Here is a 20,277-nt window from a genome sequence, read left to right as displayed (position 1 = left end):
TAACATGGATACATCGCAATATTTATCAATGTTTTTAGAAGAATCCTTTGACAATTTACAAATGTTAAATGAATCTTTACTAGAGCTTGAACAAAATCCAGGAGATATGGATAAATTAAATGAAATATTTAGAGTTGCTCATACCATAAAAGGAATGGCAGCTACTATGGGATTTACCAATGTAGCAGAGTTAACTCATAAAATGGAAGATGTACTTTCTAAGTTTAGAGAGGGAGAGTTAAAAGTAACTCAGAACGTAGTAACAGTTCTTTTTGCTTGTCTAGATACACTTGAAAAGATGATAAACAACATCCAAGATGGTGTAGATGAGCAGATAGATATTAGTTCTATAATACAAGATTTAGAGTCTATAGGAACTAAACAAGAAGTAGTAGAAGATGTAGTAGAGGAAGTAGTAGAAGAAACTGTTGAAGTGTTTAAAGAAGAGTTAGAACTAAATCAGTACGACTTATCGGTAATTAAGCAAGCTAAGGAAAAGAACTTTAATGCTATTAGTTTAGTTATAACTTTAAGTGAGTCAACTCTGTTAAAGTCTGCAAGAGCGTTTTTAGTTGTTAAAGACTTAGAGGAACATGGTGAGATTATTAAATCTTTCCCAAGTACAGAAGATATAGAGTCAGAAAACTTTGACTTTGTATTAAAGTTTATATTACTAACTCATTCAACTAAAGAAGAAGTTTATGACTTAGTTATGGGAATTTCTGAAATTGTGAGTGTAAAAGCTAACTATGTAAATATGGATGAGAGTAAAATAGAACAAACTTCTGAAGTTAGTAGTGTTGAAGCAGCTTATACAAAGTTAGACGTACCAGTTAAAGAGATAGCAAAAGCTACTCAGGAAGTTAAACAAGTTGAAAGAAAACAAGTTGAAACTAATAAAAACAATGCTAAAGATAACAAGAAAACTCATCAGTCAGTAAGAGTTGACTTAGATCGTATAGATAAACTTATGAACATGGTTTCTGAACTTGTAATTAATAGAACGAGACTTGAACAAATAAGTTTAAAGTACAAGTCACAAGAACTTAATGAAACTTTAGAACAAGTAGCAAGAACTACAACAGATCTTCAAGACTTAGTAATGAAGATAAGAATGTTACCATTAGATGTTGTATTTAATAGATTCCCAAGAATGATAAGGGACGTTTCAGTAGAACTTGACAAAGAAATAAACTTCGTAATAGAAGGTGCTGAAACTGAGTTAGATAGAACAGTAATAGATGAAATAGGAGAACCTCTAATTCATCTACTTAGAAATGCTGCTGACCATGGAGTTGAAAGTAAAGAAGAAAGAATTGCAAGTGGTAAAAATCCTATAGGAACAGTTAAACTTGTAGCTTATCAAGAAGGTACAAAGGCTGTTATAAAGGTTGAAGATGATGGAGCTGGCATAAATGTAGCTAAAGTAAAAGCTAAAGCTGAAAAAGTTGGTATAAATACCGATGGAATGAGTGATGAAGATATTAGAAATCTTATATTTGCTCAAGGTTTCTCAACTAATGAAGTAGTTACTGATATATCTGGAAGAGGAGTAGGTATGGATGTTGTTAAAACAAAGATATCTGCACTTGGAGGAACTGTTGAAGTAGTTTCTGAAGTTGGTAAAGGTTCAGCTTTCATAATTAAACTTCCACTAACTTTACAAATAATACAAGCTCTTCTAGTTAAGGTAGGAGGCGAGACTTTTGCCATATCTTTAGGCTTTATTGATAGAGTTATTGATTATAAAGAACAAAATATTAAAAAGACTAATGGAAAAGAAGTTATAATCTACAGAGATCAAGTTATTCAACTTGTAAGAGTAAATGAAAGACTTAATATTCAAAGTAGAGAAGAAGGTAAGAAATTTGTTATTATAGTAAAGGTTGGAGGGAAAACCGTTGGCTTACTAGTAGACTCTTTAGCAGGACAACAAGAAATTGTAATTAAGCCACTCGGTAAGAGTTTAGAATCACTAGAGGAATACATAGGAGCAACTATCCTAGGTGATGGACTTGTAACTTTAATACTTGATGTAGCCGCTTTATTATAATAGAGTGGTAGGAGGTATAAGATGGAACATGGTAAATTAAGCCCTTTACAGTTGGATGCAATTAGAGAAGTTTCCAACATTGGAGCTGGAAATGCTGCAACCGCACTTTCTCAATTAGTGAATAAAAAAATAGATATGACTGTTCCTTTTGTTAATATAATTAATTTTGAAGATATTTTTACTAATATTACAGAAGAAAAAGAAGTTTTGGGCATACTAATAAGAGTTTTAGGAGATTGCCCGGGAAATATTCTGTTTATTTTTGAAAAAGAATCTGCAAAAGAGATTGTGGAAGCTTTACTTGGTTCAGAAGATTTGTTATTATCAGAAATGGGAAATTCCGCTCTTTGTGAAGTTGGAAATATAATATCAGGAGCTTACATGAATGCCATAAGTAAATTTACAAATCTATCAATTATGGCATCTGTACCAGCAATGGCTCATGATATGCTAAGTGCGATTCTATCATCTACATTGATTGAGGCTGCACAATATAGTGAAAATATACTAGAAATAGAAACAAAATTTTTAACAGGAAAAAACAATGAGGCTGGAGGGTATTTTTACTTCTTACCAATGCCTGGTTCATTAGAAAAAATATTAGGTGCAATAGGTGTAATCTAATTACGGAGGTAATGTAAATGTCAAAAGTATTAATAGTTGATGATGCTGCTTTTATGAGAATGATGATTAAGGATATTTTAGAAAAGAACGGTTTTGAAGTTGTTGGAGAAGCTAACAATGGATTAAAAGCTGTTGAACTTTATAAGAAAGAAAGTCCAGATGTTGTTACAATGGATATAACTATGCCAGATATGGATGGAATAGAAGCTGTAAAACAAATAAAGGCTTTCGATCCTGGTGCTAAAGTTATCATGTGTTCAGCAATGGGTCAACAAAGCATGGTTATGGATGCTATAAGAGCTGGAGCAAAAGATTTTATAGTTAAGCCTTTCCAAGCAGAGAGAGTGCTAGAAGCGATTAAAAAGGCTATTGGTTAGCTTTTAGGAGGGGATACCTATGCAAATTGTTGTCTTCAAATTAGGTGAAGAGTTTTTTGGTGTTGAAACACTAAATGTTCAAAATATAAGTGATATGATGGAGATAACTAAAGTTCCTAATTCTCCATCATACATAAAAGGATTAATAAATTTAAGAGGTAACATAATATCTTTATTAGATTTAAATTTACTTCTCGAAAACAATCATTTAACAAGTGAACAGTCTAATGTAATCATATTAGACATTGAAAGTGAACAAATAGGAATAACTGTTGATTTTGTTCAAGAAGTTATTGAACTTGAAGAGACTACTATGCAAAAGCTAGAGTCTTCAAAAGGTCAAGGATATATAAAAGGAATACTAAATCTAGAGGATAAAATAGTAACAATAATTGATATAAATAAATTATTGAATCCATAATAAAGTGAGGGAAAAGCATGGCAGAGGTTTTATCTCAAAGTGAAATAGATGCCTTGTTATCTGCACTTTCTACAGGGGAACTTGAACCTGAGGAGCTACAAAGGGATGAAGAGAAACAAAAAGTTAAACTTTATGACTTTAAAAGCCCTCAGAAGTTTTCTAAAGAGCACATTAGAACTCTAGAACTTATTCATGAAAACTATTCTAGAATAATTGCAAACTATCTAGGTGCTCAGTTAAGAAGAAACGTTAAAGTCACTTTAGAAACTGTAGAACAAGTGCCCTATGAAGAATTTATACATTCGATATCTAATCCTACATTGCTAACTATCTTCACTTTGCCACCACTAAGCGGAAACATTTTATTTGAGACCAATCCACAGTTTGTTTATCAAGTTATTGATATACTTTTAGGTGGTAATGGTGAGAGAAAATATTATTCAACTAAAGAGTTTTCGGATATAGATAAAAATATAATAAAACAAGTTAATACTGGATTAATTTCTAACTTAAAACTTGCTTGGGAAGATATATTAGAAGTTGAACCTAAAGTGGAGGGTCTAGAAACTAATCCAGCCTTAAATCAGACTTTGGCACCTGCTGAACCGGTGGCATTAATCTCTTTTTCAGTAGAACTTGGCAAAAATAGTTCTTTTATTAATTTGTGTATACCATATATGAGTTTAGAGAAAATCTCTGACAAACTAGTAGTACAATATTGGTTTAAAAATGAATCAGAAGAAGATTCAGATGATACACAAGAAAAAATCAAAGAAAGATTAAATATTGTGGATGTTGAAGTGTCAGCTGAACTTGGAAAAACCCATTTAAATATAGATGATTTTTTAAGGTTAGTTAAAGGCGATATTATAAAACTAGACAATAGATTTACTGAACCTGTCAAAGTGTTTGTAGAAAATGAAGCAAGTTATTATGCAAAGCCTGGTATAGTAGGAAAAAATATAGGTGTATCTATTCTAGATATTTTAGATAAGGATGTGGAAGACGATGAGTAATGGGTTTCTTTCTCAAGAAGAAATAGATTCGCTATTAAATGGAAGTGGCGGCGATCCTTCACCTGATCTAGGAAGTAATGATGAAGAGATCATAAAAGATATAGAAAAAGACTTGTTGGGGGAAATAGGAAATATTTCAATGGGATCAGCCTCAACAGCTCTATCACAAATAATAAATCAGCAAGTAAATATTACTACTCCTGTAGTAAGTATAAATACAGTAAATGAAATTAAAAATGGTTTTGAAACTCCTAACATAATATTAGAAGTAGAGTATACATCAGGTATAGTAGGAAGAAACATACTTATTATGAAAACTTCTGATGCATCTGTTATAGCTAATCTTATGATGGGTGGAGATGGAACTGTTACTCAGGAGGTTTTATCAGAGCTTGAGATATCAGCTGTTCAAGAAGCTATGAATCAAATGATAGGTTCCGCTGCAACCTCAATGGCAACTATGTTTGCTAGAGAAGTTAATATATCTCCTCCAACATCTAAAACTTGGGAGAATCCAGACGATAAACTTTCAGAAGGTATGAATGATGATGAATCTGTAGTTAAAGTTTCTTTTAGACTTACTATAGGTGATTTAGTAGATTCAAGTATAATGCAAATTTTACCTATACAAACTGCTAAAAAAATAGTAGCCATAATGATGGGTGAAGAGGATAAACCGCAGGAAGTTAAACAAGAAGTTTTAGAAAAAACTCCACCTAAAAACATACAGGTTGAGGAAGCACATTATACATACGAAGAACCAGTTACATACAGAGAACCTGCACCACAAATGCCACCAGTAGAAGTTCATCAAGCACATTTTGAGCCTTTAAGAAATGAAGCAACAGGAGTACCTCATAAGAATATTGATTTAATATTAGATGTACCTCTAGAAATATCCGTTGTACTCGGAAGAACAAAGAAAAGTATAAAGGATATATTAAGTCTTTCAAATGGATCTTTAATAGAGTTAGATAAACTTGCAGAAGAACCAGTTGAAATTTTAGTTAACGGCAAGAAAATAGCTTATGGTGAAGTTGTGGTAGTAGATGAAAATTTTGGTGTAAGAATAACTAGTATTGTATCGGGTCAAGAGAGAATAAAATCACTAAAATAGGGGAAACTCCTTTTTATTACTGAGATAATTCAGATAATAATAGGAGTTTTTAACTTTTAGTTTTTTAATAAGGAAATAATGCAACTCACTAGGTAATTTTTGCATTATAAAGTTTTTTTCTAAATAAATTTATATTAAGTCCGATAATATAAATAGAATAATTATTAAGAGCTTGGAGGTTTTGTTATGAATATTAAAGGTGTATCTCAAACTAATATTAATGCTTATCAGAATGTAAGTAGAAAAAAAATAGAAAACAAACAAATAGAGGGTGTTAAAGATAAAGTAGAGATATCAGAAGCAGCTAAAACACTTCAAAGCTATGGTATAGAAGAACTAAAGGATAACACTAAGAGAATAGAAGAGATAAAAAAACAATTAGCTAATGGTACTTATAAACCTACTGCAAAGGCTATTTCTAGAGCTATGTATAATGTTATGAAAGGTAAAGACTTTTAATGGTTGAAAACTTAAAAGATATATTAAGTAAAGAAAAGGAAAGTCTAGAAAAACTTTTGCATAGCTTAGAGAGGCAACATGAGTATATACTTAAGAAAGATATATTTAAAATGGAGGCTGTAGTAGAAGAAATTCAGGGCTCCAATAAAGAAGTTGCCGAGTGGGAAGTTAAAAGAAGAAGAGCAGTAGGAAATGTAGATTTTCAAAAGTTTATATGGGACTCAGAAAATGAAGAATTAGAAAATTTATATAGAGAAATAAAGAAATTGTTAGAAATACTAAAGTTACAGAAGGAAACAAACGATTTATTAATTAAGCAAAGTTTAGTATTTACTAATAAATTATTAAACCTTATTAATCCAAGAAGAGATATGGACACCTATAACTCTTATGGGAAGATAAATAGGTAGGAGGTAATTATGTCAGGATTATTCTCAACATTTAATATAGCTAAAAGAGGGATGACTGTAGCCCAAAAAACAATAGATGTAACATCTCATAATATATCAAACTCCGGTACAGTTGGATATTCAAGACAAGTAGCTAAAGTTGAAACAACAAGACCAGCAAGTACTATAACAGCAGGTCAGATGGGAACAGGGGCTCAGGTTTCTGCCATACAAAGAATTAGAGACAGCTTTTTAGACTACCAAGTAAGAAATGAAAATAGTACATTAGGAAAATATGATATAAAAAACAGTTTTTTAAAAGAAGTAGAAAGTATATTTAATGAACCTTCAGATACAGGAATATCTACTTTAATGACAAAGTTCTTTTCTTCTTGGCAGGAGCTATCTAAACAACCACAAAGTTCAAATGCAAGAACAGTTGTGGCTCAACAAACACAAGCCCTTACAGATGCATTAAATCATACCTACACTAAACTTACAGATCTTCAAACGAATGCTCAAAATTTAATAAAAAACAGTGTTACAGATGTAAATAGTATACTGAATCAGCTAGATCAACTTAATAAAGAAATAATGAGTGTTGAAGTATCAGGAAATACCCCTAATGATTTAATGGATAAAAGAGATTTACTTTTAGATCAACTAAGCAGTAAGTTTAATATAACAGTAGACAGAAAACAATTTGAAGGCGTAGATGTTAAACCTGTAGATAAAGGTGACATGAAGTATGGACAACTGGTTTCAGCTGATCAAAACTCAGATGTTTCTAGATTTTCTTATATAAGTGACATACAAAAAGATGCAACTGATGTAAGTGGACAAACTTATGTGATAACTTATTATAAACTTGGAGACACTTCATCAGAGCTAAACAAAGGAACACTTAAAGTAACTGGACTAACTGAGGACAAGTTGAATGAACTCAAAGCAAACAGAGTTCTATGGAGTAACTCAGAAGGAGTTCCAGTTAAAGGAGATGGTTATCCAACAAACTCGAGAGAAGTTATACATGTTGGAGAGCTTATGGACTTTAAACCAACCTCAGGTGAACTTTCAGGAATAATGTCAGTACAAAAAGATATTAATGAGTATATAGATCAACTTAACAAAGTTGCAAAGTCTATAGCACTTTCAGTAAATGCTATACATTCAGGACTTCCTAAGAGCAGTAATAATGGTGGATACCCTGATAAAGACTACTCACCATTTTTTGTTAATAAAGATGTTGCTAAATATAAAGCTAATGGAGAACTTAACAATTTAGATGTTACCTTAGCAGCAGAAGGAGAAATAAACGCAGGAAATATAAGCGTAAACACAGAGCTTTTAAAAGATGTAATGAAGATAAAAGCTAAGCTTAATGATAACTCCTATGCCTATGCCAGTGATAACACTGTAGATGGAGAAGGTAATGGAGATAGAGCTTTAGCTATAGCACAATTACAAAACACTTTACTTAGAGTTCAAGACTTCGGTGAAAACATAAATTCAAGAGAAGATATGTTTAACCCAGCTAAAGGTGGTGCAACTTTAAGCGATAATGGAATGAAGATATCAAGCGATACTTCAGGTATGAAGTTAGATGCTTACTTTAAAGATATGATAGATAAACTTGGAGTACAGTCTCAAGAAGCTGAAAGAATGGTAACTAACCAAGACAGTTTATTAGCTTCACTAGAACAAAGCAGAGACTCTGTATCAGGAGTTTCACTAGATGAAGAAATGGCGAACTTAGTTCAATTCCAACATTCCTATAATGCAAATGCAAAAATAATATCTACTGTAGATGAGCTTTTGGATGTAGTTATTAATGGATTAAAAAGATAAGAGGTGAGAATACTAAATGAGAGTAACTAACAGAATGTTATCTAACAATTATTTAAGAGATATGCGTACTAATTTATATAATATGTCAAAGGTTCAAACCCAATTAACAACAGGAAAAGAAATAAGTAAACCATCAGACAATCCCTTTAAAGTAGCTAGATCAATGCAGTTATATACAGATATTGCTTCAAACAAGCAATATAACGAAAATATAAAGGATACCTTAAATTGGCTAGATTCTACAGATACAGCTTTAGGACAGGTAAATGATTCTCTTCAAAGAGTTAGAGAACTTATGATATCAGCAGGAAATGCTGCTTATGGTTCTGATGAAAAAAAAGCTATAAAAGATGAAATAAATGAAAAGGTTAGTGAGATATCTCAGATACTTAATACTAACTTTGATGGAAGATACTTATTTGGAGGAAATAAAACAACTTCTAAACCAGTAACTGTTACAGAAGATCCAACTACAGGAAACAATGTGTTGAATTTTTCAGGAAAAGATGGAGAGGTTTTACCTTTAAACAGTGGTAATTCCAATATAAATGCTCAAATAGATATGATAAAGAGTAAAATGTCTACAGAAATATCTCAAGGTGTTAGCATGGAGTATAATGTTTCAGCATCGGATGTATTAATGTTTAAAAGTGATAAGGGCAAAAATATAAATGTTATGGAGCTTTTAAGTGATATAACTAAAAATTTAGAATCTTCAGATGCTACAGAATCCAGTAAAATAACTGGAGAAAATTTAGCTGATTTAACAGCTACTATGGGTAACCTTTCAAAGATAATGGCTGAAGTAGGAGCTAAACAAAACAGAATGGAGTCTGCTAAATCTAAAAATGAGGATGAAAACTTTAATATGACAGAACTTTTATCAAAAACAGAGGATATAGACATAACAGAAAAGCTTATGCAATATTCAATGATGCAGACAGTTTATATGGCATCACTTCAGACTTCATCTAGAGTACTACAACCTTCTTTACTTGATTTCCTAAAATAATAGGAGGAAGATAAAATGGAATTAAAAACAAAACAGCATGGAACCTTCACTTATAATGAAGAGGAAGTAATAACCTTTAAAAAAGGAATAATGGGGTTAGAGAACTTAAAAAAGTTTATAATAGCTGATATAAAAGAAAATCCTGTATTTAAGATTCTTCAATCAATAGAAGATGAAGCTGTAGGACTGGTTGTAATTTCACCCTTTGAGGTTAAGAATAACTATGAAATAGATCTTAATGATGATTTAATCGAAAAGTTAAATATATCATCACCAAAAGAAGTTATGTTATATAATACAGTTACATTAAATTCAGACGTACATAAAATAACAGTAAATTTAAAAGCTCCTATAGTTATAAATATGGATAAAAAACTAGGTGAGCAGATAATAATAGATAAGGAAGAATATAAAATTAAGCATCCTTTGATTGAGAGGTGATTTAGATGCTGGTTATTACAAGAAAAAAAGGGGAAGCTCTACTTATAGGAGAAGACATAGAAATAGAGATTTCCAAAATACAAGATGGTTCTGTTAAACTGGCTATAAAAGCACCTAAAAATATCACAATCTTAAGAAAAGAACTTTATGACGAAGTCGAAAAAGAAAACAAAGAAGCCTTAACTTTTAATTTAGATATACTTAAAGATTTAAAAAAATAATCTTAAAGAGGTGGGGTAAATGGATATTAACGGAGTTAGTCAAGGGGGGCAACTAAACCTAGATTATTATTCAAGCAGTCAGACACCAAAGACTGAAATAAAAACTCAAACTGAGGATAAAAAAAATTTTACAGATAAAGATGTTAAAAAGGCTGTAGAAAAGCTTAATAAGCTTTTAGAGGATGAAGGAACCCATGCAGAGTATAAGGTTCATGATAAATTTAAGTACGATATAATGGTGAAAATAATAGATAACAAAACAAAAGAAGTAATACTTGAGGTACCACCTAAAAAAGTTTTAGATTTAATTGCTAGAATGGTAGAGCAGACTGAGTCCTTATTTGATAAAAAAGCTTAAACTTAAGGTGGTGATTCTATGGAGTTTAAACTAAATAAAATAGATACTGACTTAAGAAGAAAGCTTCAAGAAAAAACTGATGATCATAAGGTTCATGGAAAAACAGGAATAACAGTAGAAGCATATAACGAGGAAAAAGAAAAATTTAGAAAAGATAAAAATTTCAAAGATATATTGGAAGATAAAAAGAAAACTAAAAAAGAAAAAAAGATAGTAATTGATGGAGTAATGGTAGACAACCTTCAAGTTGAAGGAGAAAAAGAAGTATCAGAAAACTCCAAAGGGGTATTTATAGATACAAAAAAATAGGAGGAATAATATGTACCCAAATGCAGTTAATGTATATAAAAATAATTCAGTTAATTATGCTTCAAAAGAGCAACTTCTAATAATGTTAGTAGATGGAGCTGTAAAATTCGCAAAAAGAGCTAAAGAGGCTATAAATAAAAAAGATATAAAAAACGCTCATGAATACCTAACAAGAACTCAAGATATATTTACAGAACTAATGATAAGCCTAGACAGAAATGCAGGTGAATGGGCAAATAATTTATTTAATGTATATGAGTTTATAAAAAATGAGCTTTTTCAAATAAATATGGAAAAAAGCGAAGAAAGATTAGACAAGCTTATGCCAGTAATTGAAGACGTAAGAGATACATGGCATGAGGCTTATAAGCTATCGAAGAAGTAGCAGTTAATAGTTAATAGTTAATAGTTAATAGTTAATAGTTAATAGTTAATAGTTTCGGAAGAAATTCAGTACAGCTGAATTTCCACAATAACTAGTCACTGTTCACAATTAACTCTTAACTAAAAAAGAGGGAGTGATATAATATGGCAAGTATTTCATCGACATCGTCTACAACCAGTACATCCTATAATAGAATAACAGGGCTTGCTACTGGGTTAGATACAGATGCTATGGTAAAACAAGCTATGCAAGCTTATCAAACTAAGGTTGACCAAGCAAAACAAGCTAGAGATTTACAAATATTTAAGCAAACTTTATATAGAGACTCAATAAAAGATTTGAGAAGTCTATTTACTAAATATACTGATATTGCTAAAGCTGACTCGTTACTATTAACGAAGAATTATGGAACTTCTAAGTTTACAAGTACAGATGAAAATGCGGTAACAGCTGAAGGTCTAGCAGGAGCTAAAATTGGTAACTATAAAGTTAAAGTGGAAAGTTTGGCGAAGCCAGCTAGAGTGGAAGTTGGGGACTTAGAATCTCTTAAAGGAAAAGTTATAAGTGTAGCTGCAAATGGTAAAAGTGTAGATATTGATTTAACCAACGCTAGTGATATTATAGCAACAATTAATGCAAAGATGAAAAATGCAGGAGTAGAAGCAAAAGTAAGTAAAAGTGATTTAAGTGGGAAGTTTATTTTCGAAACTTCATCAACAGGTTCAAGTCAAGATATTTCAGTGGCTATAGACAGAAGTACAACCAGCACTATGGGAGTTAAGTTAGAAGATATTAGTGGTAAAAATGTCACGTTTAATATTAATGGAACAGAAGTGAAACTAGACTTAACTACAAGTTTGGATGGAAAATCTACTGATGAAGCTGTAACTATACTACAAGATATGTTAACAGATAAAAAGATTACTGTATCTAAAGGAGAAGATGATAAGTTAGTATTCCAATTTAAATCATCTGGTAGTGCCAACATATTTTCATTAAGTGAAGATACGGCTGAAGATGGCCCGAAAAGTATAGCTAATGGAACTCCCGTAACATCTGAGGCAAGCGAACTTAAGGGTATAGGTGAGAAAGCCAAGGTTGAGATAACAGATTCCTATGGTAATACAGATACAAATGAATATGATTCAAACACTTTCATTATAGATAATGTAAAATTCACAGTAGCAGACGTAACTAGTTCTGCTGTAAGCATAGTTGGTAAAAATGATGCAACTGCACTTAAAGATAAACTTGTAGAGTTTGTCAATGACTATAACAAAGTAATAGAAAGTATAACTACAAAATTAAATGAGAAAAAAGATCTTAACTATAAACCACTAACTGATTCACAAAGAGAAAGCATGACAGACGATCAAATAGAGAAGTGGGAAACCAAAGTTAAACAAGGTTTATTAAAAAGAGATAACGACTTAACTCAAATAACTTCAGATTTAAGGAGAGCTTTTACAGACTCTATACAAGGAACGGGATTAACTCTAAAGCAGTTAGGAATAGATTTCAGTAGTGATACAACTAAAGCTGGACAATTAGTAATAGATGAAGATAAGCTAACCACATCACTTGAACAAAATGCTGATGAAATAGTTAATCTATTTGCAAAATCAGCGCCAAGTAATTTAACCAATAAAAGTGAAATTTACAATAATTCTGGGATATTTCAAAGAATTAAAACTATACTTAATAATTCCGTAATGACATCAGCATCAACATTTTTACAAAGAGTAGGTTATGAAGGAACTGCTACCTATTCAGATAATGATATGACAGATGATCTATTAAAAAGAGAAAAACAAATAAAACTTCTAGAAACTAACTTAAAGAGTAGGGAAACAAAACTATATCAAAAGTATGCTACTTTGGAAAAGATAATGAATAATTATAATGCACAAAGCAGCTGGCTTACACAGCAGTTTAGTAGCTAGATATGATTATGAATTATAATTATAGAAAAGAAGCATTAAACATTCAGAATAAATTTCTCGAATTAATAGAAGAAGAAGATTTTAATGGTATAGAAAGTCTTATTAATAGAAGAAAAGAATTTTATATAGAGTATGCTCAGTATAACAAAGAGGAACTTAAAGAATTCTTAAATTCTAAAGAGTATAAGGATTCAGAAATAAAAATAAACATGGCTTTTAATTTGGCAAAAGAAAAAGTTAAACAAGAAATTGATAGGATTAAAATATCAAGAAATGCATCAAAACAATACCAGAGTAATGTTGCATACAGAAATGGATTTTTTAATAAAAAAATTTAATTTTTTTATTAAAAGTGTAAAGTACTATTAGATAATACCGATAATTAAGTATAAATAATAAATAAGTTAGTAAGACTTAAGGTCTTAACTATAAATAAAAAATATCAAGACATGGATGTCTTGATACAAAATTCAAGGAGGAATTTATTATGATAATTAATCACAACATGGGAGCATTAAATGCTAACAGAATGATGGGTATTAACCAATCAAATGCAAGTAAGTCAATGGAGAAATTAAGCTCAGGTTTAAGAATAAACAGAGCTGGAGATGATGCTGCAGGTCTTGCTATATCAGAAAAAATGAGAGGTCAAATCAGAGGTCTTGATCAAGCATCTGCAAATGCACAAGATGGTATTTCAATGGTTCAAACTGCAGAAGGAGCTTTAAATGAAACTACTTCAATTCTTCAAAGAATGAGAGAGTTGTCAGTTCAATCAGCAAATGATACAGCAACTAACGATGATAGAACTGCAATACAATCAGAAATGGATCAATTAACAAATGAAATTGATAGAATTGGTAATACAACTCAATTTAATACTAAAAATCTTTTAGATGGATCTATGGGGAAGGCTGTAAACACAGCAGTAGCAAATGTAAATACAAGTAGTGTTTTAAAATCAGGCGGTGCAGTAGCAGCAGATACAGATACATTAGTTAGTTTACAAGATAAAGATGGAAATAGTTTAGGTATAACAGCTACTGATCAAATAACAATATCTTATGTTAGTAATGGAACTACAGTATCTAGTACTGTTGCAGCTGGAACACTTACGGTTGCAGATTTAGATGACTCGAGGTATACTATGACTACAAATGCTTCAGGAAATTTAGTAGCTACAGCTACAGGTACTGGTATATCTAATGCTATAGGTGGGCTTACTATTACAGTGAAAGATTCAGCAGGAGTTACTAAAACTGCAGCTACAAATGCATTATCATCTTTCGCTGAAACGACAGCAGCAGCAGATATAAGAACAGATGGAAGAGCTACTCTTCAAATTGGTGCTAATACTAATCAAAATTTAAGTATTGATATGAATGATATGAGAGCAGCTGCCTTAGGAGTATCTGGACTTAAAGCTTCAACTCAAACACAAGCAAATGTAGCAATTAAAGTAATTGATACTGCTACACAAAAAGTTTCATCTGAAAGAGCAAAACTAGGAGCTTACCAAAATAGATTAGAACACACAATAGCTAACTTAGGAACTTCAAGTGAAAACTTAACTTCAGCTGAATCAAGAATCAGAGATGTAAACATGGCTAAAGAAATGTCTACATTCTCTAAGAATAACATTCTTAGCCAAGCTGCTCAAGCAATGCTTGCTCAAGCTAACCAACAACCTCAACAAGTTCTTCAGTTATTAAGATAAGCAGTGAACCAATTTTAGTCTTTTTCTAAAATTGTGTGAATCACTCACTCATTCGACGCAAGGAGAAGGAGTTTCTTTAAAATTGTAGAATTGATAAGAGAAATTTTAAGAAGTCAGGGTGGATGCCTTGGCTTCTTTCTATATAATAAGGTGCATTAGAAGGATAGGAAAATAAAATCAACTGAAGATATGATTAAAGATTTAAATGATATTAAGGTTTTGAAAAATTATAAAAGATATGAGGATTATATCGGTGTATAAGAAGAAATTTAAGCGAAGTTTACTCATTCATAGAAACAGTTATAAAAGTAACTGATGAAATAAGTAATGATAGCAACTTTTTGAAGAAACATGGAAATGAAATGCCGTTTTATAGTGTTGCTTTTTTCATGCAATAATTTTGTATGATCGATGGTTTAAGACCACAGAGAATAAAGCATCTCTTAAAAAGAAAGAATATATAAAATCTGATGCTGAACTGTCAAAAGTACATGATAAGATAATTGAGATAAGAGATAGAAATAGCTCATTATGAAGAAGATTTGCTTGGTTGGGATGATGTGTTTATACAATTAAATGAAAATAATAATCAAGTAATTTTAAACAGTCAATGGATTACTGAGTCTTAGATTCAAGGTGAAATAAATTTAAAACAAATATTAGAATGCATAAAATCAGTAACTGAACTATGAATGAGAGTACTGATTCTCACGAATTAAAAAATATACAAATTTAAGATAACTAATTTAGCAACTCAAGTTAAAATATTGGATGAGGAAAGTCAAATAGGAAGTTGTTAATTTTATAGTTGGAAAGTGAAAAAATAATTGAAAAATTTCGATTCTATCAATCTATATTATATAGCATATATCACTTTAGGAATATATCACACATAGTATATAAGAAATAATAATAAATTTGTTTAATATATTTATAAATGAGTAATAATATTATTGAGGTGATTGAGATTATGTCAATGTATGTTAAAAAACCGATACCTGTTGAGGCTGAGCAATATAGATATGGATTGGAAGATGGATTTGATGAGGTTGAGGTTGCAATTAAGTCTGGATTAGATATTAATAATTATATTAACCCTATGGAAATAGATAAAATTCCATTTATAAAAACTTTAGAGGGAAAGCATTATATTAGTAGAGGTGATTATATAATAACTGGAGTAAATGGAGAGAAATATCCATGCAAAAAGCAGATATTTTTAAAAACCTATACGTTGGTTACTCAATAGGATTTATAGGATTATTATTTATATAGATTTTATTGTTTTTTAGTAGAAATGATTTCCAATTATTATTCTCTACTTCAACAATAGCGTGAATATTTAATATAAGAATTTCATCTCTATTTTTTTGATTATAAGGAGAAGACTTAGTTTCATATAAATACTGATGAAACTTTAATATTTCTGCTGTACTTCTATACTCAATCCAGTTTTTATGAAAAGCAAAGGTTGCCTTTAGTGATGACAAAATTGCTGTAATAGAACCCATTAGTGCAATAGCATATTTAATCCAAAAGAAACTATCAATAAATAGAGTTGTAAATGGAATCGTTGAAGCTATAAAGATATCAAGTGCTGTTAAGAAAGAATACCATCTTTTATACAAAACTGATTTTGTATCATAGTAAGAATAATTATCAATCAAGTATTTTTTTGCACTATTTTTGTTACTTTCACTCATATTATACCGCCTTATACCTATTTAATAATCTCTTGCAATCCATTCTATAATTTTAGAGATTTCTACAGAAGAATTGACACTGAATATTTTTTCTTTTAAGTAATTTGGAAGTCTGTCATCGGAAGATATGTCGATGCTTTTATCAATTAAAATAGAATATAATCCTCTTATTTGACCTTCCTTTGTTAGTTGAATGGCGTGGTCTATCTCCTTTTGGACATATTTGCTATTTAGAGAATAATTCGAAACCACTAAAATAAATAAGTCTGTATAGTTTAGCTTTTCTAAGACTTCTTCCATTGTTATTTTTGAATTCTGATCATAATACCATATATTATATTTGGAAGATAATGGACTTAAATTATCGTCCATGATATTAATATTAAATTTATCATAACTGCTATAAGATAAAAAAATATCTATCATTTACAATCACTCCATATGAAATAATAGTATATTTTATGTGATAGAAGAGACATATATGATAGTTAATTGGAAATAAATAGCTGATGATTGAATATTAAATCTAGAACTAAACTTAATAATTAATTCCTTATCTTTTTTAGTAATTGTTAGAAATTTGGGTTAGATATGGACTAGCATTACTATATAATCTGTTAAGGTTGATTCAGTAGCAACCTCAGTCAGCCAAAGTCCTCCTTCGGAATGATGCCCGGGCACGGACTAGCTCTTAATTCTCAAGTAAACAACTGGATGTGATATAAATGAAGGAAAATGATGAGATTAAAAAGAAATTAGAGGAAGAACTTAAGTGGGTAATTTATAGACAAAAAATGCTTAATATCATAGAAGAAAAGCTTCTTAAAATGAAGGAGTTAGCAACTAAGGCTAAAGATGATAATATTACTTCAGAGGAGCTAAAAAATATACAAATGAATATAGATAAACTAGCTACTCAAATAAAGGCATTAGATGAGGAAAGTAGATTGTAACTAAGATGGATTTGAAATAGCAATATCAGTCCAACAAAGTCCTCCCTCAGAATGATGCCCGGGCACGGACTAGCCCCAAAAACAAGTTGTCTCTGATAGCTTGTTTTTTAGTTTCTGAAATTCTCTAAAAGAATTTCTACCTTCACTTTTAACTATTCTCTATTAACTCTTAACTCTTATCAACCTCAGTTGGACAAAGGTCGCCATTTGAATGATGCCAGATCATAGAGGAGGTATATAAAAAAACGAAAATTCTTTTGAGAATTTTCGTTTTTATTTTAATAACTAATTCAATAGGTCAGTTAATTAAGTATATCTTCTTCTGAAAGTCCGGTTGCAGAAATTATATCCTTTACTGATAAACCAAGTTTTAAAAGGTTTTTTGCTGTTTCTAATTTACCTTTAAAATCTCCTTCTTTAAGCCCTTTTTCAAGTCCTTTTTCAAGTCCTTCTTTAAGTCCTTCCTTAAGTCCCTCTTTCCTTGCTTCTTCTCTAGCACCTTCAAGCATTGATCTTTCATCTAGTATCTTTTTCATTCTAAGTTCTGCTAATCTAACAGTTTCTGGGTCTCTGCTTAAGAAATCTAATACTGCTATAGCTTTTCCAATCACCGGTTCTGCCATTTCGATTCCCTCCCTTCCTGGATTTGTTAAGAAAGTTAACCATCCATCTAAACTATTGTCTATTTCAGGATTTTGGCTTAAAAACTTTGGTAGTTCTACAAACTGTATTTCAAGTAAGTCTGTTAACTGACTTTTTGCCTCATCTTCATATAAGTGATATATATTATGATATTTTTCGCTATCTATATAGTTGAAATTTAAGATATTTATAGTTATTGTTTTATTTAAGTCTTTATAGTTTTCGCCTCTTTTAATCTGATTTGAGTATAAACGTGACCAGTAAAATAAGGTTCTCTTAATCATGTTATATTTGTTTATTAGCTGAATCTCTACGTTTATGTGTGTACCGTTATCAGTAACAACTCTTACATCTAGAACACCTATTTTATCATCTACTACATCAATATTATTTAATTTTGTATCAACATACTCAACCTTTTCTATTTTTTGTTTTTCTGTTTTACTTAAAAGAGAATTTAAAAAACTAATTAATATCTCTTCATTTTCTGGACTACCAAATATTTTTTGAAATACTACGTCGTTTTTAGGGTCTAAAATATACTCTTTATCCTCATTCATTTGATCACTTCCTTTTACTTATATTATACCCAATTTTAATTAATATTTCATCTAACATTTAGCATAAATATCTATTTTGGTAGCTTGTTTTTAGTTTATGAAATTCTCTAAAAGAATTTCTACCTTAACTATTAACTCTTCTCTCTTAACTGTTTCTCTTATTCATTATCAAGAAAAGCTTCTATATTACGATAAATAAAGTAATTAAAATTGATTGAGAAATACAGATAATTTGTCAATTGAATAAGTAGCAAATGTAAATTGCTTTTTTAATTCTCAATTCTTAATTCTCAACTAAACAACTGGATGTGATATAAATGAAGGAAAATGATGAGATAAAAAAGAAATTAGAGGAAGAACTTAAGTGGGTAATTTATAGACAAAAAATGCTTGATATTATAGAAGAAAAGCTTCTTAAAATGAAAGAGTTAGCAACTAAGGCTAAAGATGATAATATAACTTCAGAGGAGCTAAAAAATATACAAATTAATATAGATAAACTAGCTACTCAGATAAAGGCATTAGATGAGGAAAGTAGACTGTAAGAAAGATGGATTTGAAATGTAATACATCTTTTTAAAAGTTGACAACTTATAGTTAGTCTTATGAGTGAATATGAAACTTGACTTTTTTGAAGTTTCCTCAAAAAGGATTGGGTATATAAGATAAAAGAAGAGGATTTAATATTAGTGGATAAGTCGTATATTCTTTCAGACTTTGAGGAAGAGGAATCTGATATTTTATATAAAGTAAATATTGATGGAGATGAGATAATATTTTATGTACTTCTAGAATTTCAGTCAAAGGTAGATTTTCAAATGCCTATGAGGTTATTATTTTATATGGTAGAAGTTTGGAGAGATATTCTTAAAAATACAGATAAAGTTGAGAGGAAAAGAAAAACTTTTAAGCTTCCAGCAATAGTACCTTTAGTTTTATACAATGGTAAAAACAATTGGACTGCAAAGACAGAATTTAAAGAAATATTAAGTGGCTCTAACTTGTTTGAAGATAATATACTTAACTTTAATTATTCTTTATTTGACATTAATAGATATACTGAAGAAGAACTTTATAATGTAGCAAATTTAGTTTCTGCTGTATTTTTATTAGATCAAGAAATGAACGAAGAAGAACTTGTAAGAAGATTAAGAAAAATTATATATATTTTAAAGAAAATTTCGCCAGAACAGTTTACTATATTTAAGCAATGGTTGAAGAAAATAGTAAAGCCAAGATTGGCAGAAGATTTACAGAAAGAAGTTGAAGATGTATTAGACAAATCTAATCAGGAGGAGGTAGACTTTATGGTTAGCAATTTAGGAAAAACTATAGAAAAATTAGAAAAGAAAGCGACAGAAAGAGGTTTGGAAAAGGGCTTGGAAAAAGGCTTGGAAAAAGGTTTGGAAAATGGAAAAATAGCTGTGGCGAAAAACCTTTTGAAAATGGGGTTCACAGTTGAACAAGTATGCACTGCAACAGAACTAGGTAAAGAAGAGATAGAGAGAATAAAAAAAGAATTAACACATTAAACTATAAAAGATTTAAAAACAGCCAACTTGCTTATAATTGTAAAGCAAGTTAGCTGCTTTTTATTCTATAACTGTACAGCTCTTACTAACAATCTTAGAAACCTCAGTCAGCCAAAGTCCTCCATAGGAATGATTTTCAAGCACGGACTAGCCCAAAAAACAAGTTGTCTCTGAAGCAATGTCATTAAGTTAATGTT

25 protein-coding genes are annotated in these 20,277 nt (G+C 30.4%); 22 read left to right on the top strand and 3 right to left on the bottom strand.

The window, feature by feature from the left end; translation table 11 throughout:
* Window positions 1-4 precede the first annotated feature (4 nt).
* The 19 genes from B3N22_RS16445 (at window position 5) to B3N22_RS16355 (ending at window position 15,939) form a co-directional block, all read left to right on the top strand.
* Window positions 5-2,053 carry a chemotaxis protein CheA gene (locus B3N22_RS16445; protein ID WP_286908763.1) on the top strand — a complete coding sequence of 683 codons (2,049 nt, stop codon included), beginning with the start codon at window positions 5-7 and terminating at the stop codon, window positions 2,051-2,053.
* A 21-nt stretch (window positions 2,054-2,074) separates the two neighbouring features.
* Window positions 2,075-2,677: a chemotaxis protein CheC gene (locus tag B3N22_RS16440; protein WP_021800888.1), complete on the top strand. Its 603-nt coding sequence runs from the start codon at window positions 2,075-2,077 to the stop codon at window positions 2,675-2,677.
* Between the two features lie 17 nt (window positions 2,678-2,694).
* Entirely contained in the window at window positions 2,695-3,054 is a 360-nt protein-coding gene (locus B3N22_RS16435) for a response regulator (RefSeq protein ID WP_021800889.1), read from the top strand.
* Between the two features lie 19 nt (window positions 3,055-3,073).
* Entirely contained in the window at window positions 3,074-3,475 is a 402-nt protein-coding gene (locus tag B3N22_RS16430; RefSeq protein ID WP_181601067.1) for a chemotaxis protein CheW, read from the top strand.
* Window positions 3,476-3,492: 17 nt separating this feature from the next.
* Window positions 3,493-4,491, top strand: coding sequence for a flagellar motor switch protein FliM (gene fliM, locus B3N22_RS16425; RefSeq protein ID WP_073018605.1), 999 nt, complete (start codon window positions 3,493-3,495; stop codon window positions 4,489-4,491).
* Window positions 4,484-5,608, top strand: a complete 1,125-nt coding sequence (gene fliY, locus B3N22_RS16420) for a flagellar motor switch phosphatase FliY (protein ID WP_021800892.1) — start codon at window positions 4,484-4,486, stop codon at window positions 5,606-5,608. The genes fliM and fliY overlap by 8 nt, the downstream gene beginning before the upstream one ends.
* A gap of 186 nt (window positions 5,609-5,794) precedes the next feature.
* Window positions 5,795-6,067, top strand: coding sequence for a flagellar biosynthesis anti-sigma factor FlgM (locus B3N22_RS16415; RefSeq protein WP_286908762.1), 273 nt, complete (start codon window positions 5,795-5,797; stop codon window positions 6,065-6,067).
* Complete coding sequence (locus B3N22_RS16410) at window positions 6,067-6,477, top strand: flagellar protein FlgN (protein ID WP_286908761.1); 411 nt, start codon at window positions 6,067-6,069, stop codon at window positions 6,475-6,477. The genes B3N22_RS16415 and B3N22_RS16410 overlap by 1 nt, the downstream gene beginning before the upstream one ends.
* A 9-nt stretch (window positions 6,478-6,486) precedes the next feature.
* A complete protein-coding gene (gene flgK / locus B3N22_RS16405) occupies window positions 6,487-8,304 on the top strand; it encodes a flagellar hook-associated protein FlgK (RefSeq protein ID WP_286908760.1) in 1,818 nt (605 codons plus the stop codon).
* Window positions 8,305-8,320: 16 nt separating this feature from the next.
* The gene (gene flgL, locus B3N22_RS16400; RefSeq protein WP_286908759.1) at window positions 8,321-9,316 is read left to right on the top strand and encodes a flagellar hook-associated protein FlgL; all 996 of its coding nucleotides are present in this window, start codon (window positions 8,321-8,323) and stop codon (window positions 9,314-9,316) included.
* Window positions 9,317-9,331: 15 nt separating this feature from the next.
* Window positions 9,332-9,757, top strand: a complete 426-nt coding sequence (gene fliW, locus B3N22_RS16395; RefSeq protein ID WP_286908758.1) for a flagellar assembly protein FliW — start codon at window positions 9,332-9,334, stop codon at window positions 9,755-9,757.
* A gap of 5 nt (window positions 9,758-9,762) precedes the next feature.
* Window positions 9,763-9,978 (top strand): carbon storage regulator CsrA, encoded by a 216-nt coding sequence (gene csrA / locus B3N22_RS16390; protein WP_073018612.1) that lies wholly within the window; start codon window positions 9,763-9,765, stop codon window positions 9,976-9,978.
* 19 nt (window positions 9,979-9,997) lie between these two features.
* Complete coding sequence (locus tag B3N22_RS16385; protein ID WP_286908757.1) at window positions 9,998-10,336, top strand: flagellar protein FlaG; 339 nt, start codon at window positions 9,998-10,000, stop codon at window positions 10,334-10,336.
* Window positions 10,337-10,354: 18 nt separating this feature from the next.
* Window positions 10,355-10,645, top strand: a complete 291-nt coding sequence (locus B3N22_RS16380) for a hypothetical protein (RefSeq protein WP_286908756.1) — start codon at window positions 10,355-10,357, stop codon at window positions 10,643-10,645.
* A 10-nt stretch (window positions 10,646-10,655) separates the two neighbouring features.
* Window positions 10,656-11,030 carry a flagellar export chaperone FliS gene (gene fliS / locus B3N22_RS16375; RefSeq protein ID WP_286908755.1) on the top strand — a complete coding sequence of 125 codons (375 nt, stop codon included), beginning with the start codon at window positions 10,656-10,658 and terminating at the stop codon, window positions 11,028-11,030.
* A gap of 143 nt (window positions 11,031-11,173) precedes the next feature.
* On the top strand, window positions 11,174-12,973 hold the full coding sequence (gene fliD, locus B3N22_RS16370) for a flagellar filament capping protein FliD (protein WP_286908754.1): 1,800 nt from the start codon (window positions 11,174-11,176) through the stop codon (window positions 12,971-12,973).
* An 8-nt stretch (window positions 12,974-12,981) separates the two neighbouring features.
* Window positions 12,982-13,311, top strand: coding sequence for a hypothetical protein (locus B3N22_RS16365; RefSeq protein ID WP_286908753.1), 330 nt, complete (start codon window positions 12,982-12,984; stop codon window positions 13,309-13,311).
* Between the two features lie 149 nt (window positions 13,312-13,460).
* Window positions 13,461-14,690, top strand: a complete 1,230-nt coding sequence (locus B3N22_RS16360; RefSeq protein ID WP_286908752.1) for a flagellin N-terminal helical domain-containing protein — start codon at window positions 13,461-13,463, stop codon at window positions 14,688-14,690.
* 970 nt (window positions 14,691-15,660) lie between these two features.
* Window positions 15,661-15,939, top strand: a complete 279-nt coding sequence (locus B3N22_RS16355; protein ID WP_286908751.1) for a hypothetical protein — start codon at window positions 15,661-15,663, stop codon at window positions 15,937-15,939.
* Here B3N22_RS16355 and B3N22_RS16350 read toward each other — a convergent pair.
* Together B3N22_RS16350 and B3N22_RS16345 are read right to left on the bottom strand one after the other, a co-directional pair.
* Window positions 15,929-16,393, bottom strand: coding sequence for a DUF4231 domain-containing protein (locus tag B3N22_RS16350; RefSeq protein ID WP_286908750.1), 465 nt, complete (start codon window positions 16,391-16,393; stop codon window positions 15,929-15,931). The two genes, B3N22_RS16355 and B3N22_RS16350, sit on opposite strands and share 11 nt — an antisense overlap.
* A gap of 21 nt (window positions 16,394-16,414) precedes the next feature.
* Window positions 16,415-16,819 (bottom strand): TIR domain-containing protein, encoded by a 405-nt coding sequence (locus B3N22_RS16345; protein ID WP_286908749.1) that lies wholly within the window; start codon window positions 16,817-16,819, stop codon window positions 16,415-16,417.
* A 299-nt stretch (window positions 16,820-17,118) separates the two neighbouring features.
* Here B3N22_RS16345 and B3N22_RS16340 point away from each other — a divergent pair, with 299 nt between their 5' ends.
* Window positions 17,119-17,346 (top strand): hypothetical protein, encoded by a 228-nt coding sequence (locus B3N22_RS16340; protein WP_286908748.1) that lies wholly within the window; start codon window positions 17,119-17,121, stop codon window positions 17,344-17,346.
* A 302-nt stretch (window positions 17,347-17,648) separates the two neighbouring features.
* Here B3N22_RS16340 and B3N22_RS16335 read toward each other — a convergent pair whose 3' ends face one another.
* Complete coding sequence (locus tag B3N22_RS16335; protein ID WP_286908747.1) at window positions 17,649-18,548, bottom strand: Rpn family recombination-promoting nuclease/putative transposase; 900 nt, start codon at window positions 18,546-18,548, stop codon at window positions 17,649-17,651.
* A gap of 317 nt (window positions 18,549-18,865) precedes the next feature.
* On the opposite strand from B3N22_RS16335, the gene B3N22_RS16330 reads away from it, so the two are divergent.
* Together B3N22_RS16330 and B3N22_RS16325 are read left to right on the top strand one after the other, a co-directional pair.
* Entirely contained in the window at window positions 18,866-19,093 is a 228-nt protein-coding gene (locus tag B3N22_RS16330; RefSeq protein WP_286908746.1) for a hypothetical protein, read from the top strand.
* Between the two features lie 144 nt (window positions 19,094-19,237).
* Window positions 19,238-20,080, top strand: coding sequence for an Rpn family recombination-promoting nuclease/putative transposase (locus B3N22_RS16325; RefSeq protein WP_414632239.1), 843 nt, complete (start codon window positions 19,238-19,240; stop codon window positions 20,078-20,080).
* Window positions 20,081-20,277 lie beyond the last annotated feature (197 nt).

The organism is Clostridium sp. UBA1652, assembly GCF_002320975.1.
GTDB lineage: Bacteria > Bacillota > Clostridia > Clostridiales > Clostridiaceae > Clostridium_T > Clostridium_T intestinale.
This window is presented reverse-complemented; position numbering and strand designations above follow the sequence as displayed.

Bases quoted from the DNA above. Each gene is read 5' to 3' on its own strand.
- B3N22_RS16445 (WP_286908763.1), top strand. From the start codon at position 5: ATGGATACATCGCAATATTTATCAATGTTTTTAGAAGAATCCTTTGAC.
- B3N22_RS16440 (WP_021800888.1), top strand. From the start codon at position 2,075: ATGGAACATGGTAAATTAAGCCCTTTACAGTTGGATGCAATTAGAGAA.
- B3N22_RS16435 (WP_021800889.1), top strand. From the start codon at position 2,695: ATGTCAAAAGTATTAATAGTTGATGATGCTGCTTTTATGAGAATGATG.
- B3N22_RS16430 (WP_181601067.1), top strand. From the start codon at position 3,074: ATGCAAATTGTTGTCTTCAAATTAGGTGAAGAGTTTTTTGGTGTTGAA.
- fliM (WP_073018605.1), top strand. From the start codon at position 3,493: ATGGCAGAGGTTTTATCTCAAAGTGAAATAGATGCCTTGTTATCTGCA.
- fliY (WP_021800892.1), top strand. From the start codon at position 4,484: ATGAGTAATGGGTTTCTTTCTCAAGAAGAAATAGATTCGCTATTAAAT.
- B3N22_RS16415 (WP_286908762.1), top strand. From the start codon at position 5,795: ATGAATATTAAAGGTGTATCTCAAACTAATATTAATGCTTATCAGAAT.
- B3N22_RS16410 (WP_286908761.1), top strand. From the start codon at position 6,067: ATGGTTGAAAACTTAAAAGATATATTAAGTAAAGAAAAGGAAAGTCTA.
- flgK (WP_286908760.1), top strand. From the start codon at position 6,487: ATGTCAGGATTATTCTCAACATTTAATATAGCTAAAAGAGGGATGACT.
- flgL (WP_286908759.1), top strand. From the start codon at position 8,321: ATGAGAGTAACTAACAGAATGTTATCTAACAATTATTTAAGAGATATG.
- fliW (WP_286908758.1), top strand. From the start codon at position 9,332: ATGGAATTAAAAACAAAACAGCATGGAACCTTCACTTATAATGAAGAG.
- csrA (WP_073018612.1), top strand. From the start codon at position 9,763: ATGCTGGTTATTACAAGAAAAAAAGGGGAAGCTCTACTTATAGGAGAA.
- B3N22_RS16385 (WP_286908757.1), top strand. From the start codon at position 9,998: ATGGATATTAACGGAGTTAGTCAAGGGGGGCAACTAAACCTAGATTAT.
- B3N22_RS16380 (WP_286908756.1), top strand. From the start codon at position 10,355: ATGGAGTTTAAACTAAATAAAATAGATACTGACTTAAGAAGAAAGCTT.
- fliS (WP_286908755.1), top strand. From the start codon at position 10,656: ATGTACCCAAATGCAGTTAATGTATATAAAAATAATTCAGTTAATTAT.
- fliD (WP_286908754.1), top strand. From the start codon at position 11,174: ATGGCAAGTATTTCATCGACATCGTCTACAACCAGTACATCCTATAAT.
- B3N22_RS16365 (WP_286908753.1), top strand. From the start codon at position 12,982: ATGAATTATAATTATAGAAAAGAAGCATTAAACATTCAGAATAAATTT.
- B3N22_RS16360 (WP_286908752.1), top strand. From the start codon at position 13,461: ATGATAATTAATCACAACATGGGAGCATTAAATGCTAACAGAATGATG.
- B3N22_RS16355 (WP_286908751.1), top strand. From the start codon at position 15,661: ATGTCAATGTATGTTAAAAAACCGATACCTGTTGAGGCTGAGCAATAT.
- B3N22_RS16350 (WP_286908750.1), bottom strand. From the start codon at position 16,393: ATGAGTGAAAGTAACAAAAATAGTGCAAAAAAATACTTGATTGATAAT.
- B3N22_RS16345 (WP_286908749.1), bottom strand. From the start codon at position 16,819: ATGATAGATATTTTTTTATCTTATAGCAGTTATGATAAATTTAATATT.
- B3N22_RS16340 (WP_286908748.1), top strand. From the start codon at position 17,119: ATGAAGGAAAATGATGAGATTAAAAAGAAATTAGAGGAAGAACTTAAG.
- B3N22_RS16335 (WP_286908747.1), bottom strand. From the start codon at position 18,548: ATGAATGAGGATAAAGAGTATATTTTAGACCCTAAAAACGACGTAGTA.
- B3N22_RS16330 (WP_286908746.1), top strand. From the start codon at position 18,866: ATGAAGGAAAATGATGAGATAAAAAAGAAATTAGAGGAAGAACTTAAG.